At 59.9% G+C, this 14,355-nt stretch carries 11 protein-coding genes and 2 pseudogenes; 7 read left to right on the top strand and 6 right to left on the bottom strand.

What is annotated here, in order from left to right; genetic code table 11:
* Positions 1-178 precede the first annotated feature (178 nt).
* Positions 179-1,369 (top strand): benzoate/H(+) symporter BenE family transporter, encoded by a 1,191-nt coding sequence (locus CAG18_RS24570; RefSeq protein WP_085721742.1) that lies wholly within the window; start codon positions 179-181, stop codon positions 1,367-1,369.
* Positions 1,370-1,674: 305 nt separating this feature from the next.
* Here CAG18_RS24570 and CAG18_RS27610 read toward each other — a convergent pair whose 3' ends face one another.
* From CAG18_RS27610 to CAG18_RS24555, 4 genes and pseudogenes are all read right to left on the bottom strand, one after another.
* Positions 1,675-2,538 carry a methyl-accepting chemotaxis protein gene (locus CAG18_RS27610; RefSeq protein ID WP_371807324.1) on the bottom strand — a complete coding sequence of 288 codons (864 nt, stop codon included), beginning with the start codon at positions 2,536-2,538 and terminating at the stop codon, positions 1,675-1,677.
* Positions 2,536-3,063 (bottom strand): annotated as a pseudogene (locus CAG18_RS27605) (HAMP domain-containing protein); the annotation flags it as partial. The gene CAG18_RS27610 and the pseudogene CAG18_RS27605, both read right to left, overlap by 3 nt.
* Positions 3,064-3,930: 867 nt before the next feature.
* Positions 3,931-4,374: pseudogene (locus CAG18_RS24560) on the bottom strand (aminotransferase class I/II-fold pyridoxal phosphate-dependent enzyme); the annotation flags it as partial.
* A gap of 161 nt (positions 4,375-4,535) precedes the next feature.
* Positions 4,536-5,297 (bottom strand): SDR family oxidoreductase, encoded by a 762-nt coding sequence (locus tag CAG18_RS24555; protein WP_015269342.1) that lies wholly within the window; start codon positions 5,295-5,297, stop codon positions 4,536-4,538.
* 174 nt (positions 5,298-5,471) lie between these two features.
* On the opposite strand from CAG18_RS24555, the gene CAG18_RS24550 reads away from it, so the two are divergent.
* From CAG18_RS24550 to CAG18_RS24540, 3 genes are all read left to right on the top strand, one after another.
* Positions 5,472-6,473 carry an NADP-dependent oxidoreductase gene (locus tag CAG18_RS24550; RefSeq protein ID WP_085721740.1) on the top strand — a complete coding sequence of 334 codons (1,002 nt, stop codon included), beginning with the start codon at positions 5,472-5,474 and terminating at the stop codon, positions 6,471-6,473.
* Between the two features lie 672 nt (positions 6,474-7,145).
* On the top strand, positions 7,146-7,421 hold the full coding sequence (locus CAG18_RS24545) for a DUF3077 domain-containing protein (protein WP_038409084.1): 276 nt from the start codon (positions 7,146-7,148) through the stop codon (positions 7,419-7,421).
* Positions 7,422-7,614: 193 nt separating this feature from the next.
* The gene (locus CAG18_RS24540) at positions 7,615-8,445 is read left to right on the top strand and encodes an undecaprenyl-diphosphate phosphatase (RefSeq protein ID WP_015269339.1); all 831 of its coding nucleotides are present in this window, start codon (positions 7,615-7,617) and stop codon (positions 8,443-8,445) included.
* Positions 8,446-8,504: 59 nt separating this feature from the next.
* On the opposite strand, the gene pyrF is transcribed toward CAG18_RS24540, so the two are convergent.
* A complete protein-coding gene (gene pyrF / locus CAG18_RS24535) occupies positions 8,505-9,206 on the bottom strand; it encodes an orotidine-5'-phosphate decarboxylase (protein WP_015269338.1) in 702 nt (233 codons plus the stop codon).
* A 181-nt stretch (positions 9,207-9,387) separates the two neighbouring features.
* Here pyrF and CAG18_RS24530 point away from each other — a divergent pair, with 181 nt between their 5' ends.
* Positions 9,388-9,555 carry a DUF2897 family protein gene (locus CAG18_RS24530; RefSeq protein WP_010952850.1) on the top strand — a complete coding sequence of 56 codons (168 nt, stop codon included), beginning with the start codon at positions 9,388-9,390 and terminating at the stop codon, positions 9,553-9,555.
* Between the two features lie 228 nt (positions 9,556-9,783).
* Here CAG18_RS24530 and CAG18_RS24525 read toward each other — a convergent pair whose 3' ends face one another.
* A complete protein-coding gene (locus tag CAG18_RS24525; protein WP_024086485.1) occupies positions 9,784-10,119 on the bottom strand; it encodes a ComEA family DNA-binding protein in 336 nt (111 codons plus the stop codon).
* Positions 10,120-10,657: 538 nt separating this feature from the next.
* On the opposite strand from CAG18_RS24525, the gene wecB reads away from it, so the two are divergent.
* Together wecB and CAG18_RS24515 are read left to right on the top strand one after the other, a co-directional pair.
* Positions 10,658-11,833: a non-hydrolyzing UDP-N-acetylglucosamine 2-epimerase gene (gene wecB, locus CAG18_RS24520; protein ID WP_085721739.1), complete on the top strand. Its 1,176-nt coding sequence runs from the start codon at positions 10,658-10,660 to the stop codon at positions 11,831-11,833.
* Positions 11,834-12,297: 464 nt separating this feature from the next.
* Entirely contained in the window at positions 12,298-14,235 is a 1,938-nt protein-coding gene (locus tag CAG18_RS24515; RefSeq protein ID WP_158090338.1) for an acyltransferase family protein, read from the top strand.
* Positions 14,236-14,355: the final 120 nt, after the last annotated feature.

Raw genomic sequence — 14,355 nt, 5'->3', positions numbered from 1 at the left:
AGCACAAGGCTGCTCCTACAAAAGCGGGCACCATTCTTGTGGCTGCCTGTGCAGTTCTGCATTTGCGCCCAATAGTTGGCGACTGTACGGCTAAAAGCAATGGCCGCTGTATGGCAAGGATCAACCTTGCTCGCTGTAGTCTGAAAAAACTGCTTACACCTTTACAAGGATTTTGTTCATGACCGATGCCACTTCCGTACGCCTGCGGCCCCTGGCAGACAGCTCCCCGTCGGCGGTGGTCGCCGGCTTCATCGCCATGCTCACCGGCTATACCAGCTCGCTGGTGCTGATGTTCCAGGCCGGCCAGGCAGCCGGGCTGACCAGCGCGCAGATTTCTTCATGGATCTGGGCGTTGTCGATCGGCATGGCGGTGTGCAGCATCGGCCTGTCGCTGCGTTACCGCACACCGATTACCGTGGCCTGGTCCACCCCCGGCGCCGCCTTGCTGATCACCAGCCTGGGCGGGGTCAGCTATGGCGAAGCGATCGGCGCCTACATCACCTGTGCCGTGCTGGTGCTGATCTGTGGCCTGACCGGCAGCTTCGAGCGCCTGGTCAAGCGCATCCCGGCCTCGCTGGCCTCGGCGCTGCTGGCGGGTATCCTGTTCAAGATCGGCAGCGAAATCTTCGTTGCCGCCCAGCATCGCACCCTGCTGGTACTGGGCATGTTCTTCAGCTACCTGCTGGTCAAACGCCTGTCGCCGCGTTACTGCGTGCTGGCCGCGCTATTGGTGGGTACGGCGCTGTCCGGCGCCCTGGGCCTGCTGGACTTCAGCGGCTTCCGGCTGGAAGTGGCCACGCCGGTGTGGACCACGCCAAGCTTCTCGCTGGCGGCGACCATCAGCATTGGCATTCCGCTGTTCGTGGTGGCGATGACCTCGCAGAACATGCCGGGTGTGGCCGTGCTGCGCGCGGACGGCTATCAGGTGCCGGCTTCGCCACTGATCTCGGCCACCGGTTTTGCCTCGCTGCTGCTGGCGCCGTTTGGTTCGCATGGGGTCAACCTGGCGGCGATCAGCGCGGCGATCTGCACCGGGCCACATGCCCATGAAGACCCGGCCAAGCGTTATACCGCGGCGGTGTGGTGCGGGATTTTCTATGGTATTGCCGGGGTGTTCGGCGCGACCTTGGCGGCGCTGTTTGCGGCGTTGCCAAAAGAACTGGTGCTGTCAATTGCGGCGCTGGCGCTGTTCGGCTCGATCATGAACGGGCTGACCGTGGCCATGAGCGAAGCCCGGGAGCGGGAGGCGGCGGTGATCACCTTCATGGTTACCGCTTCGGGGCTGACCTTGTTCTCGATTGGTTCGGCGTTCTGGGGGATTGTGGCGGGGGTACTGGCCTTGGTGATTTTGAACCCACGTAGGGTATGACGATAGATTGGGGTGGGGTTGAGATCGAGCGCCGCCCGCGCGGCGCTTCGCGGGGCAAGCCCGCTCCCACATTTGTTGCAACGTGACCATGCCTGTGGGAGAAGCGTTGTCAGCCCTGGTGCATGGCTTGAGACAGGAAAGGCGGCAACAGTGCCAACTCAGAAATCCAGCCAGCCCACCAAGGCTGGCAACCATGGCTTGTCAGGTTCGGCACGTTGCAACAAATGTGGGAGCGGGCTTGCCCCGCGAAGCGCCGCGCGGGCGGCGCTCGATCTCAACACCAACGAAAATCCCACGCCAGGCACCTAAAGCCTGAAATGCCCCACCATCCCCTTCAGGTCGGTACCCAACTGCGCCAGCTCGATACTCGACCGGGCATTATCCTGCATCGCCAACGCCGCCTGATCGGCACTACCACGGATCTGCGTGACGCTGCGGCTGATCTCTTCTGCCACCGAGCTCTGCTGCTCGGCCGCCGCGGCAATCTGCTGGTTCATCTGCTGAATCAATGACACCGCAGCCGCAATGCTGCCCAGCGCGCTTTCGGTCTGCAGCGCATCAGCCACCGCCAAACGCACCAACTCGGTACTGCCGCGAATCTGCACCACCGACTGCTGGGCATTGCCCCGCAGGCTGGCGACCAAGGTCTCGATCTGCTCGGTAGACTGCCGGGTACGCCGCGCCAGCGCACGCACCTCGTCAGCGACCACGGCAAAGCCACGCCCCTGCTCACCCGCGCGGGCGGCTTCGATAGCAGCATTCAGCGCCAGCAGGTTGGTCTGCTCAGCCACGCTCTTGATCACTTCCAGCACGTCGCCAATGGTGTGGATCTCGGCACTGAGGCTGTCGATACCGGCGCTGGCCGTCTCCGCCGCCGACGCCAGTTGCTCGATGCGCTGCATGCTCTGGCGCACCACCTGCTGCCCGGAATCAACCTTCTCATCCGCAGCCTGGGCCGCCTGCGCCGCCTCCTCGGCATTACGCGCCACATCGTGCACGGTGGCGGTCATCTGCTGCATGGCGGTAGCCACCTGCTCGGTCTCTTCCTTCTGGCTGCCCACCTCGCGGTTGGTCTGTTCGGTCACCGCCGACAGCGCCTGCGCATTGCCGGCCAGTTGCTCGATGCCCTGCTGCAAACCGCTGACAATGCCCGACAGGCCAGCCGCCATCTGCTGCATGGCCTGCATCAACTGCCCTACTTCGTCACGACGTGGTGCCTGGGCGTCGAAGCTCAGCTCGCCGGCAGCGATGCGCTGGGCGCGGGCAATCACATGCTTGAGCGGGCCGACCACGGCGCGGGTGATCAGCCAGGCTGCCAGCACACCTACCAGCAGCGCCAATGCGGTAGCCAGGCCGATGGCCACGGCATTGCGTTGCAGTTCGCCCTGCAGGGCCTGCTCCTGCCCCAGGTAAGCCTGGTCGACCCGGTTGGTGACTTGCTCGGCACTGGCCTGCAACTGCGCCTTCAAGCCCTGCTCGCGGGCCAGTTGGTCCGTGTATTCGTTAAGCTTTTCCGAGAAGCTGCCAATGTGCCCCGCCACTTCACCCAACACACTCTGGTAGCCGGCATCGCTGACAGCGCTCTGCAACTGGCTGACCAGGCTGGCGGCTTCGACGGTCTGGGCAATGCGCTCCTGGCTGACGCCCTCTTCGCCCTTGCGGCTTTTTTCCAGGCGTACCCGCGCTTCGTCCATGGCCTGCAGCATCAGCCGCGACACCTGCGCCACCTGCGTGGCCTGCTCGAGGAACGCGCCGCCCTGCTGGCCCTGGGACTGCTTGAGGGTATACACGCCGTCATCGGCCAGGCCGGCCTGCAGTACGTCGAGGTTATTGGCCACGCTGGACACCGACCAACTGGCCATGTCCAGCGCCAGCTCCTTGGCCTGCACCGCCTCGACAAAGGCCTCGAACGCCTGGCCATAGGCTGCCAGGTCGGTTTCCGCCGCCGCCAGCGCCGGCAGGCCACGGGCGCGTTCGACCAGGCCCTGCAAGCCGCTGCGCAAGGCCTCGGCCTGCTGCAGGTCGGAGCGCAGGGCAAATGCCTGCTCGTGCTGGCGCAAGCGCAGCAGGTCAGTATTGAACTGGGCCAGCTGGCGCAAGCTGTCGAAGCGCTGGCCAACGCTGTGCAACGCGGCAATGCCAATGCCGGCCACCGCCAGGGTCAGCACCAGCACCAGGGCAAAGCCCAGGCCGAGTTTGCGTGCCATGCCCAGGTTCGCCAGCACACCGTGCTTGCTCGTGCCCATGCCGATTCCCCTTCTGCGTGCGAGGTTATCCCGAAGGCCAAGGGTGGCAACGTTGCCAGCCGATGAACAAGGGCCTGACGTCAGAATAGTGTCAAATAGCTATGAGCGTGTCGCTATCAGCTTGGCAGAGGTCGCCCTGCGTGCTGAAGGAAGGCCTGGGCGCGGGAGTCCTGCCCGTAAGCGACATTGATGCGCAGCCAGGCGCTGGCCGCGCCCTGGTAATCGAAGGCGCTGCCGGGGGTTAGCAGCACGTCGTGTTCCAGTGCAAGGCGCTCCAGGCTGGCAAAATCGCGGCCTGGCACCCGGGCCCAGACGGTTGTAGTAGCCGGGGTTTTCCACAAGGACCGTGTCGCCCGGACGCAGCAGGGTGCGCACCAGCAGGTCCAGGCCGTGGCTGGCGCCGTGGGTGGTGAGGATACGTTCGGGGCCGGCGGCGATGCCCAGCTGCGCCAGGCGCTTGTGCAGCTGTTGGCGCAGGCTGGCCAGGCCAAGGGGTGGGCAATAGTCGAACAGGTCCTGCGGGTTGCCACGGCTTACCTGGCGCACTGCCTGGGCCAGCTCGGTGGCCGCGCGCCAACTACGACGCACTGACCGCCTGGCTGCGGGCCAAGGCCCGAATCGACGGCAGGCGCGCGCCGGGCGCAGGCGTTGCTGGTCGATCCAGGTTTGCAGGTGGTCGGTGAGTTGCTGCACCAGCGGGGTGGGGCTGGTGCGGTCGAGGGGCAAGTGTTCGCTGGTTTTGAGCGAACAGTTAAGCATAAAGGGTTGGCGGTGTGTCTGGTAATGGGGGTGGGCTGGCATCAGAGTGGGCAGGCCCGACCCTTTCGCGGGTGAACCCGCTCCCACAGAGATCGCACCCAACCCGAGAGCGGTGCAGTACCTGTAGGTTTACCCGCGAAGATGGCCACATCGATATCGGCTCAGATCGCCGTAGCCCCACCATCCACTGCCAGGCAATGCCCTGTGGTAAACGCCGCGCCATCACTGCACAGGTACAGCACGGCGCTGGCAATTTCCTCGACCTTGCCAATGCGCCCCACCGGATGCATGGCAGCGGCAAACTCGGCCTTGCGTGGGTCGGCCTCATAGGCGCGGCGGAACATGTCGGTGTCGATCACCGCCGGGCACACCGCATTCACCCGGATGCCCTTCTTGGCGTATTCGATGGCCGCCGACTTGGTCAGGCCGATCACCGCGTGCTTGGAGGCGCTGTAGATGCTCATCTTCGGCGCCGCGCCCAAGCCCGCCACCGAAGCGGTATTGACGATGGCCCCACCGCCCTGGGCCAACAGCAACGGCAGCTGATACTTCATGCACAGCCACACACCCTTCACGTTGACGCCCATGATGGCATCGAACTCCGCCTCGCTGCCCTCGGCCAGGCGGCCCTGCTCTATCTCGATACCTGCGTTGTTGTAGGCATAGTCCAGCCGGCCGTAGGCAGCGATCAGGCGCTCGTGCAGTTGGCGCACCTCGGCGTCACGAGTAACGTCGCAGGCAATGAACAGCGCCTCCCCGCCCGCGGCGTGGATCAGGGCTACAGTGGCCTCGCCGCCGGCCGGGTCGAGGTCGGCCACCACCACCTTCAGGCCCTCCTGGGCGAAAGCCAGGGCGGTTGCCCGGCCGATGCCGGCGCCGCCGCCGGTGACCAGGGCAACCTGGCCGGAAAAGGTCATGCTCATCGCGTGCTCCAAAGCGTGCTTGGTGGGGTTCAGAGCATAGTCAGCCACCGCTCGCCCGGGCAGCATCATCACCCCACCGGTTGGGCTACCATGCTTGTCAGTGATGTTAAGGACCTGCCTACATCAACAGGGTAGATTTGACGCCTCCCCCTTCAATGCCTACGAGGACCCGCCATGACCAACACCAACCGCCGCTTCCTGCTCGCCAAACGCCCGGTCGGCGCCGTGCGCCGTGACGACTTCAGCTTCGAGACCGTGCCCGCCGAACAACCCGGCGAAGGCCAGGTGCTGGTGCGCAACCTGTACCTGTCGCTGGACCCGGCCATGCGCGGCTGGATGAACGAAGGCAAGTCCTACATCCCGCCCGTGGCCCTGGGCCAGGTGATGCGCGCGCTGGGTGTTGGCGAGGTTGTTGCCTCCAACCATCCCAGTTACAAGCCGGGCGACCATGTAAGCGGCGCACTTGGCGTGCAGGACTACTTCACTGGCGAACCCCAGGGCCTGCACAAGATCGACCCCAACCTGGCGCCCCTGCCCCGCTATCTGTCGGCGCTGGGCATGACCGGCATGACCGCCTACTTCGCCCTACTGGACGTCGGCCAACCCAAGGCCGGTGACACCGTGGTGATTTCCGGCGCGGCTGGCGCGGTGGGCAGCATTGTCGGGCAAATTGCCAAGATCAAAGGCTGCCGCGTGGTCGGCATTGCCGGCGGCGCCGAGAAGTGCCAGTACCTGAAGGACGAACTGGGCTTTGATGGGGTGATCGACTACAAGGCCGAAGACGTGCTGGCCGGCCTGAAGCGCGAATGCCCCAAAGGCGTGGACGTGTACTTCGACAACGTCGGCGGCGACATCCTCGACGCCGTGCTGACCCGCATCAACTTCAAGGCACGCATCGTGATTTGCGGCGCGATCAGCCAGTACAACAACAAGGAAGCGGTGAAAGGCCCGGCCAACTACCTGTCACTGCTGGTGAACCGCGCGCGCATGGAAGGCTTCGTGGTGATGGATTACGCCAAGGATTACGGCAAGGCCGCGCTGGAGATTGCCGGGTGGCTGGCCAGCGGGCAGGTGAAGAGCAAGGAGGATGTGGTGGAAGGGCTGGAGACCTTCCCCGAGACCTTGCTGAAGCTGTTCAGTGGGGAGAACTTTGGCAAGTTGGTGCTGAAGGTTTGATTGGGGATTGCGTTTGGGCGTCCAGGCGAATGCCTTGGGTTTTGCTGCGCCTGTGAGATCGAGCGCCGCCCGCGCGGCGCTTCGCGGGGCAAGCCCGCTCCCACATTTGTTGCAACGTGGCCATGTCTGTGAGGCCGTGGTTGTCAGTTTTGTTAGCATGACTGGACTTCGAGGTGGGCATTGATACCGCCCCACCTGTCTCAAGACCTGCACCAAGGCAGGCAACCATGGCCTGGCAGGTTCGGCACGTTGCAACAAATGTGGGAGCGGGCTTGCCCCGCGAAGCGCCGCGCGGGCGGCGCTCGATCTAACAGGCGCTACGGCACGTGAGGCGTACACCTGTCAGCCCCTCCAGAATCGTCAGACTTTCCTGAACCTTGCCCCCACCGCTTCAGCTTGAAGCAGCAAGCGAACTATCCTACGCAGCGGTCGGAAGCAGCTGAATTGTCGGGGAAATCCCTCAGGGATAACTTCACCGGGTCGCCATGTTGGTGACCGGGTGTGAGAACCTGTTATGCACTGCTGCTCAACTGTTCAATGGCAGCCATTCGCGGGCAGGCTTTGGCTTGGCCGGCGTCAGTGCACCGGTTTCTCACCCCGCGCAATGGCTGCCACCTTTATCCGTGAGAAAGATCCGGGTGGTTGCTCCTCGTCACGCACTGGATTTTCACCATGAAAAAGAACACCCCCTCCCCCATCCTCACCGCAGGCCTCGAAACCTTCCTCGAAGCCGGCAACCCCACCCTCGACCTGCTCCGCGTACAGCCCGGCGTGCCCATCGATGATGCCTACGAGCACGTGTCAGTCCTGCTGGGCTACATCAAGCACCTTGTGCGCGAAGGCGACATGGAAGATGACCACAAGCTGCTGGGCTCAGCCGATTACCTGCTGGCCATGGCCAAGGCCCTGATGAACGACATCGAACTGGCCAAGAACAAGCTGCACTGACAGGGCAACGCAGCCCCTTGTGGAAGCGGCCGGCACAGCAGACGCTTCCACACCGTTACAACCCCACACAAGTCTTCGCACCGTCGCTCTGGTAGCATCCGGCGCGCGCCAACATCTTTGCCGCCTCAACCGGCAATCATAGGTAAATCAAGAGCATGGGCCCTGCAAGCAGCACGGCTCTAACGGGGGATCAATGGATTTATGGACTGCCTTCCAGGCAATCATCCTGGGAGTGGTTGAAGGGCTCACGGAGTTTCTACCAATCTCCAGTACCGGGCACCAGATCATCGTTGCCGATTTGATAGATTTCGGCGGTGAACGCGCAATAGCGTTCAACATCATCATCCAGTTGGCGGCGATCCTGGCGGTAGTTTGGGAGTTTCGCGGCAAGATCCTGGAAGTGGTGTTCGGCCTGACCAGCCAGCCCACGGCGCGGCGCTTCACCGGCAACCTGCTGTTGGCGTTTCTGCCGGCGGTGGTGCTGGGCGTGCTGTTCGCCGACCTGATTCACCACTACCTGTTCAACCCGATCACCGTGGCAACGGCCTTGGTGGTTGGCGGGGTAATCATGCTCTGGGCCGAACGCCGTACCCACCGTGTGGCGGTCGACCACGTCGATGACATGCGCTGGAGCCATGCCCTGAAGATCGGTTTCGTCCAGTGCCTGGCAATGATCCCGGGCACGTCGCGTTCCGGGTCCACCATCATCGGCGGCCTGCTGTTCGGCCTGTCGCGCAAGGCGGCCACCGAGTTCTCGTTCTTCCTGGCGATGCCGACCATGGTCGGTGCGGCGGTGTATTCAGGTTACAAGTACCGCGAGCTGTTCCAGCCCGGCGACCTGCCGGTGTTCGCCATCGGCTTCGTGACCTCGTTCATCTTCGCCATGATCGCCGTGCGTGCGCTGCTCAAGTTCATCGCCAACCACAGCTACGCAACGTTCGCGTGGTATCGCATCGCCTTCGGTTTATTGATCCTGGCTACCTGGCAGTTCGGCTGGATCGACTGGTCGACAGCTCAGGGCTGATATCACGACACACGAAAATGAAAAAGGGCTGCATCGCAGCCCTTTTTCATTGGTCAGGTTCAGCCGCGTATTTCAGCAACTACCGCAGCCAGCGCTTGCGCCGGGTCGGCAGCCTGGCTGATCGGCCGGCCGATCACCAGGTAATCCGAACCCGCATCCAGTGCCTGGCGCGGGGTGAGGATACGGCGCTGGTCATCCTGCGCACTGCCCGCCGGGCGAATACCCGGGGTCACCAGTTGCAGCGACGGGTGCGCAGCCTTCAGTGCCGGGGCTTCCAGAGCCGAGCACACCAAACCGTCCATGCCAGCCTTCTCGGCCAGCGCCGCCAGGCGCAGCACCTGCTCTTGCGGGTCGACATCCAGGCCGATACCGGCCAGGTCTTCACGCTCCATGCTGGTCAGCACAGTCACGCCAATCAGCAACGGCTGCGGGCCGCTGCGCTTGGCCAGCTCTTCGCGGCAGGCCGCCATCATGCGCAGGCCACCGGAGCAATGCACGTTCACCATCCACACACCCATCTCGGCCGCAGCCCTCACCGCCATGGCGGTGGTGTTGGGGATGTCGTGGAACTTGAGGTCCAGGAACACTTCGAAGCCCTTGTCGCACAGGGTTTCGACAATGCCCGAAGCACTGCTGGTGAACAGCTCCTTGCCAACCTTCACCCGGCACAGCGCAGGGTCAAGCTGGTCAGCCAGCTTCAGGGCGGCCTCACGGGTAGGGAAATCCAGGGCGACGATCAGGGGCGTCTGGCAGGCGGACATGGGCAGGGTCTCTTGGCAAGTCGAAAACGGCGCGCATTGTAAACGAAGTGGCGCAGGCTTTGGGGCCCGCGGGTCACGGAATTGGCCCGGCAGTGGCTGGCTCCTATAATTGAACCAACGGAACGGGCAATTGCTCAACATTTGTACAAGCGCTGCCCATCACCAGCAAAGGAGAACGACAATGCCCTGGTATGCCTGGCTGATACTCATCATAGCCCTCGGCTCGATCGTCGGCGGGCTGATGCTGCTGCGCGACACCGCAAAAAAACTGCCACTGACCGAAGAACAGCTGCGCAAGGTGCATGAGCGCAATGCCGAAGCGGATGCCAAGGATGCGCAGGACCGCTAGCCTGCCTGTCGGCGCTGGCACGGTCTGATCGGCTGATACATAACTCATTGGGCCCTGTGGGAGCGGCTTTAGCCGCGAATACCGGCGCAGCCGGTGCCATGCACCGCGTTTGGTTCTTCGCGGCTAAAGCCGCTCCCACAGGGTACGCGGACCGCTTTCGAATTCAGTTCTCTCAATTGAATCTTCATGAAAGTCAGGGCCAGGACGTAAACCCCAGCCCCCTCCCCCTTATTCCACCATCACCTTGTCCCGGTTACGCTCCAGCAACGCATTACCAATCCCCTTGATCTCCAGCAGCTCATCCACCGAAGCAAACGGCCCATTGGCCTCCCGGTAGGCCACTATGGCCTCAGCCTTGGCCTTCCCTATCCCGTTCAACTCCTTCTGCAAAGTAAGCGCGTCAGCGGTGTTCAGGTCCAGCCGCTGCGGCTGCTGGGCCTGCTGCTGGGTTACCACCGGCACCGGCTCGGCCACCGCCGTGGTGCTGGCCGGGGCGGCGCTAAGGGAAAAGGACAGGCTGGCGAACAGCGGCAGCAGCAAGTACGACAGAACGTTGTTACGCATGGTGAACACTCCTGGGTTGGTCATTTTCCAGCAGCCGGTTTCCTTCAGCTGCGCAATCAACCCTAGCGGCAAACCCGACATCGAAACAGCTACCATCATCGGCGGATGGTTACCAAATCGATCAATCACCCAACCAACTTCGCCAACCCAAAAAAACAATCGCCTTTTCCCTCCACCACCCCAGCCCGAGAGCATTGGCGCCATGCATCACGGCGTGTAGCCGAATACCCGTTTGTCCGATGCCGCATTCACAGCAAAACCTGCCCACATTCCTACAACCTCCGGTGAACAAGGCCTGAGCAGGAACAACCGCACTCTCCAGCGGGCCATCCCCCCTACGCCAACTGGCATCACATGAACCAACTGCTAGATTTCTTGAGCAATGGACAGCCGTTTGCTTGAAGGACCCAAGCTGCATGCCCTCACCCACCCGCCGCTTGCCCTCGCTCCCGGCCCGTCCACAAGGCCAGTCTCCGCGCGCCTGCCCGGCCCCTTTTGGCCCACCCGTACCAGCCCGTCCAGCAAGAGGATCACCGCCGTGCCCCTCAAGACCCTCACCGTATTTGGCACCCGTCCAGAAGCCATCAAGATGGCCCCCCTTGCCCTGCAACTCGCCCAGGACGCCCGTTTCGAGTCGCGCGTGTGCGTCACCGGCCAGCACCGGCAAATGCTGGACCAGGTACTGGAACTGTTCGGTATCACCCCCGATTACGACTTGAACATCATGAAACCCGGCCAGGACCTGACCGGCGTGACCACCGGGATTTTGCAGGGTATCCAGCCGGTACTGGCCGAATTCAAGCCCGATGTGGTGCTGGTGCATGGCGACACCGCGACCACTTTTGCTACCAGCCTGGCAGCCTACTACCAACAAATACCCATAGCCCATGTAGAAGCCGGCCTGCGCACCAATAACCTGTATTCACCCTGGCCAGAGGAAGGCAACCGGCGCCTTACCGGCACCCTGGCCGCCCTGCACTTCGCCCCCACCGCCACCTCGCGTGACAACCTGCTAAGGGAAGGCATCGACCCGGCGAGCATCTTCGCCACCGGCAACACTGTGATCGACGCCCTGCTGGAAGTGGTGCACAAACTGGAGAGCCCGGCGCTGAGGGCACAGTTCGAGCGCCAGTTCGATTACCTGGCTGCCAACCGCCGCATGGTTTTGGTAACAGGCCATCGTCGCGAGAACTTTGGCGGTGGCTTCGAACGCATCTGCCAGGCTTTGGTACAGACGGCGCGCCAGTTTCCGGAGGTGGATGTAGTGTACCCGGTGCACCTCAACCCCAACGTGCGCGAGCCGGTCAACCGGCTGCTGGCGGATGTGGGGAATATCTACCTGATCGAACCACTGGATTACCTGCCGTTCGTTTATCTGATGAGCCGGGCGTATGTAATTTTGACAGACTCGGGGGGTATTCAGGAGGAAGCGCCGGCGCTGGGTAAGCCGGTGCTGGTGATGCGCGATACCACGGAGCGGCCAGAGGCGGTGGCAGCGGGGACGGTGAAGCTGGTGGGTACGGAGGTTGAGACTATTGTCGGAGAGTTGGCTCGGTTGCTGACGGATGAGGGGGCGTATCGGGAGATGAGCGTGGCGCATAATCCGTATGGTGATGGGAAGGCGTGTGGGCGGATTGTGGGGGCGCTTGCTGGTTTCGCCATTGCACTGGATGGACAGGAGGAGCCCTACGCCGCAAGACCATACAAACGCTAATCAAAACGAGAAACAGTTACACATGATTACGAGGACCACCAAATCTTTACCATGATTTGTGATGCATAAAAAATTGCCTTGGTCATAAAGGTGTAAAGATTTGGCATCGTGCACTAGGAATGGTGCAGCTTCACAAATACTTGACTGCAAGTCGGAAGACAGATCTGTCTCGTCGAACGCTAGTTGTGCCAGCACCCTCTGCCGCGCCTCGTTAGATTTTTCCGCTCCTGCCCGAGACTTAAGACAGCCGTCCACTACTGAATACCGCAAGACTGACCATGCTGGCTCTCCACAGACTGATCAATGATCGCAGTCGGATGTGATTCGAAAGCCAGCCCTAGCCGCTAGTGATCAAATTTCGCTCTGCTCCTATTGCTTCCTTGTGCGTCTTATTGTACGGGCGTATTTTCGTACAAGCAGGTATGATGCGGAAAAAATTGCACCATCAGGAGCTAGATCCCACAATGACGTCTATAGTTCACGCCAAGGTGGCAGATGCTATATCGCTGCACAACGATCAGAAATACCGACCTGACATCGACGGACTGCGCGCTATCGCCGTTCTAGCGGTCATATTTTACCACTTCAAGGTCCCGTTCTTCACCGGTGGCTTTATTGGAGTAGACGTATTCTTTGTAATAAGTGGATACCTCATTACCAAGGGCATACTGAGCCAACAACGTATAGGTCGCTTCAACTTCAGCGACTTCTATACCCGACGCGTTCGGCGGCTGATTCCTGCCCTACTAGCAACTATCGTCGCTTCATTCATAGCAGCAGCTTTCTTGTTTTCGCCAGCTGACTTCAAGCAAATGTCTGGCTCCACCGTCTACGCATTAGCCGGGATATCTAATCTCTTCTTCTGGATGGAAACCGGATATTTTGATACTGCATCAGATGTAAAACCTTTGTTACACACTTGGTCCCTAAGTGTAGAAATCCAATTTTACATCCTTTGGCCGCTCATGTTGATCGGAATATCTAATTACACCAAAAACCTGCTCGCGGCAACCTCGACTGTATTCATTTTAGGCGCTGCGGCTGCATATTTTTTCCTGCAGCACGATGCAAGCGGCGCTTTTTTTCTTTCACCGTTTCGAGTTCATGAGTTCCTACTTGGTGCGCTTGTAGTTCTCGTCGAACAAAACAGATTCAACCAACTCATAAAAGAAATAGCATATGCGACCGGTCTAGCATTAGTCATAACTCCAGTTTTTTTCTACGACAGTGATACCACCCTTTTCCCGGGGGCGGCCGCAATGGTACCGGTAATAGGCGCAGCGCTGATGATATTCGCTGGAGACACTGCAAAATTAGCAAAATTCTGTAGATCCCGAGGAGCAGTGAAAGTTGGCGAAATAAGTTACTCACTCTACCTAGTGCATTGGCCTCTCTATGTATTCACTAGCTACATAGCATTTAAAAATATTTCCGCAGCAAGCATTGTCACGCTGCTTCTTGCGACATTCGCGCTAGCTACGGCCCTCTATTACGTTATCGAAAAACCGTTACGACACCAGTCAAGTTCAAAGCTGTCAGGCCCCGAATTCGCCCTAAGTACATTAATTTGCTCATTGGCCATTATCGTAACTGCTGCAAGTAGCTGGGCGAAAAATGGATGGGAGTGGCGTTTGCCAGAAGAAATCAGAAATATAGCAAAAATCAATATTAAAGAACTAAACGATTACACTTGGACAGCGCATAAAGCGCTTAATAAAAAATCTTCATTTGACCCATCTTCAAACAAAGAAAAAATATTGATCATTGGAGACTCTCAGGCAGCTGACGTAGTAAATATGCTAACTGAAAGCGGCGAAATTAAAAACTACGACGTCATTTCTAGAATAGTAGTTACCGATTGCGCCACTCCATATTTGTCCGCCAATGACGCTGACCACTTCTTCAAGAGCGTCAACACGTTCACAATTAAACGACCAGAACTGATTAGTCAATGCAGAACCCAGCACCAACACCTCATGGATGAAAAGCTACTAAAATCCGCCGACAAGATCTTCATATCATTCCAATGGCGCCCGTTTGCAATCGATTACAACATAAAAGCGATTAACCATATAAAATCAATCACTAACGCGAAGATTTACGTTTTCAGCAGGAAGGACCTTACTCAAGGTAGCATAGCGATCATAACATCCCTTGGCCGAACTACTGGCGCCAACAGCTATGCAGCCTCACTTCGCAGCAAAGAAAACGAAGAAATCAGCAAAAAAATGTCCTTTATCCCGAATACAACCTTTATCGACCTCATGTCGCTTACATGTCCAAATGAAAGCTCATGCGTGGTGCTCACCCCAAATAATCAGCCTGTATTTTTTGACTCTGCACACCTGACCAAAGATGGCGCAAAAATGATGGGCCTAGAACTAACTAAGACGCTCTTGTAACACTCCTGGCAACTGTAACCCCTAGGCTCTGTACGAAATCCCGAGAAACCCGATCGCTGCCCCTTGAACGCTGAGATTTTGTAGAGTCATCCGCCATCTACGGAAAGGAATTCTGTGATG

The sequence above is a fragment of the Pseudomonas sp. B22(2017) genome (genome assembly GCF_002113105.1).
GTDB lineage: Bacteria > Pseudomonadota > Gammaproteobacteria > Pseudomonadales > Pseudomonadaceae > Aquipseudomonas > Aquipseudomonas asiatica.
This window is presented reverse-complemented; position numbering and strand designations above follow the sequence as displayed.

Coding starts and splice junctions, on each gene's coding strand:
- CAG18_RS24525 (WP_024086485.1), bottom strand. CDS start 10,119: ATGCGTAACAACGTTCTGTCGTACTTGCTGCTGCCGCTGTTCGCCAGC.
- CAG18_RS24530 (WP_010952850.1), top strand. CDS start 9,388: ATGCCCTGGTATGCCTGGCTGATACTCATCATAGCCCTCGGCTCGATC.
- CAG18_RS27610 (WP_371807324.1), bottom strand. CDS start 2,538: ATGGCGGCTGGCCTGTCGGGCATTGTCAGCGGTTTGCAGCAGGGCATC.
- CAG18_RS24555 (WP_015269342.1), bottom strand. CDS start 5,297: ATGAGCATGACCTTTTCCGGCCAGGTTGCCCTGGTCACCGGCGGCGGC.
- CAG18_RS24540 (WP_015269339.1), top strand. CDS start 7,615: ATGGATTTATGGACTGCCTTCCAGGCAATCATCCTGGGAGTGGTTGAA.
- CAG18_RS24550 (WP_085721740.1), top strand. CDS start 5,472: ATGACCAACACCAACCGCCGCTTCCTGCTCGCCAAACGCCCGGTCGGC.
- CAG18_RS24545 (WP_038409084.1), top strand. CDS start 7,146: ATGAAAAAGAACACCCCCTCCCCCATCCTCACCGCAGGCCTCGAAACC.
- pyrF (WP_015269338.1), bottom strand. CDS start 9,206: ATGTCCGCCTGCCAGACGCCCCTGATCGTCGCCCTGGATTTCCCTACC.
- CAG18_RS24570 (WP_085721742.1), top strand. CDS start 179: ATGACCGATGCCACTTCCGTACGCCTGCGGCCCCTGGCAGACAGCTCC.
- CAG18_RS24515 (WP_158090338.1), top strand. CDS start 12,298: ATGACGTCTATAGTTCACGCCAAGGTGGCAGATGCTATATCGCTGCAC.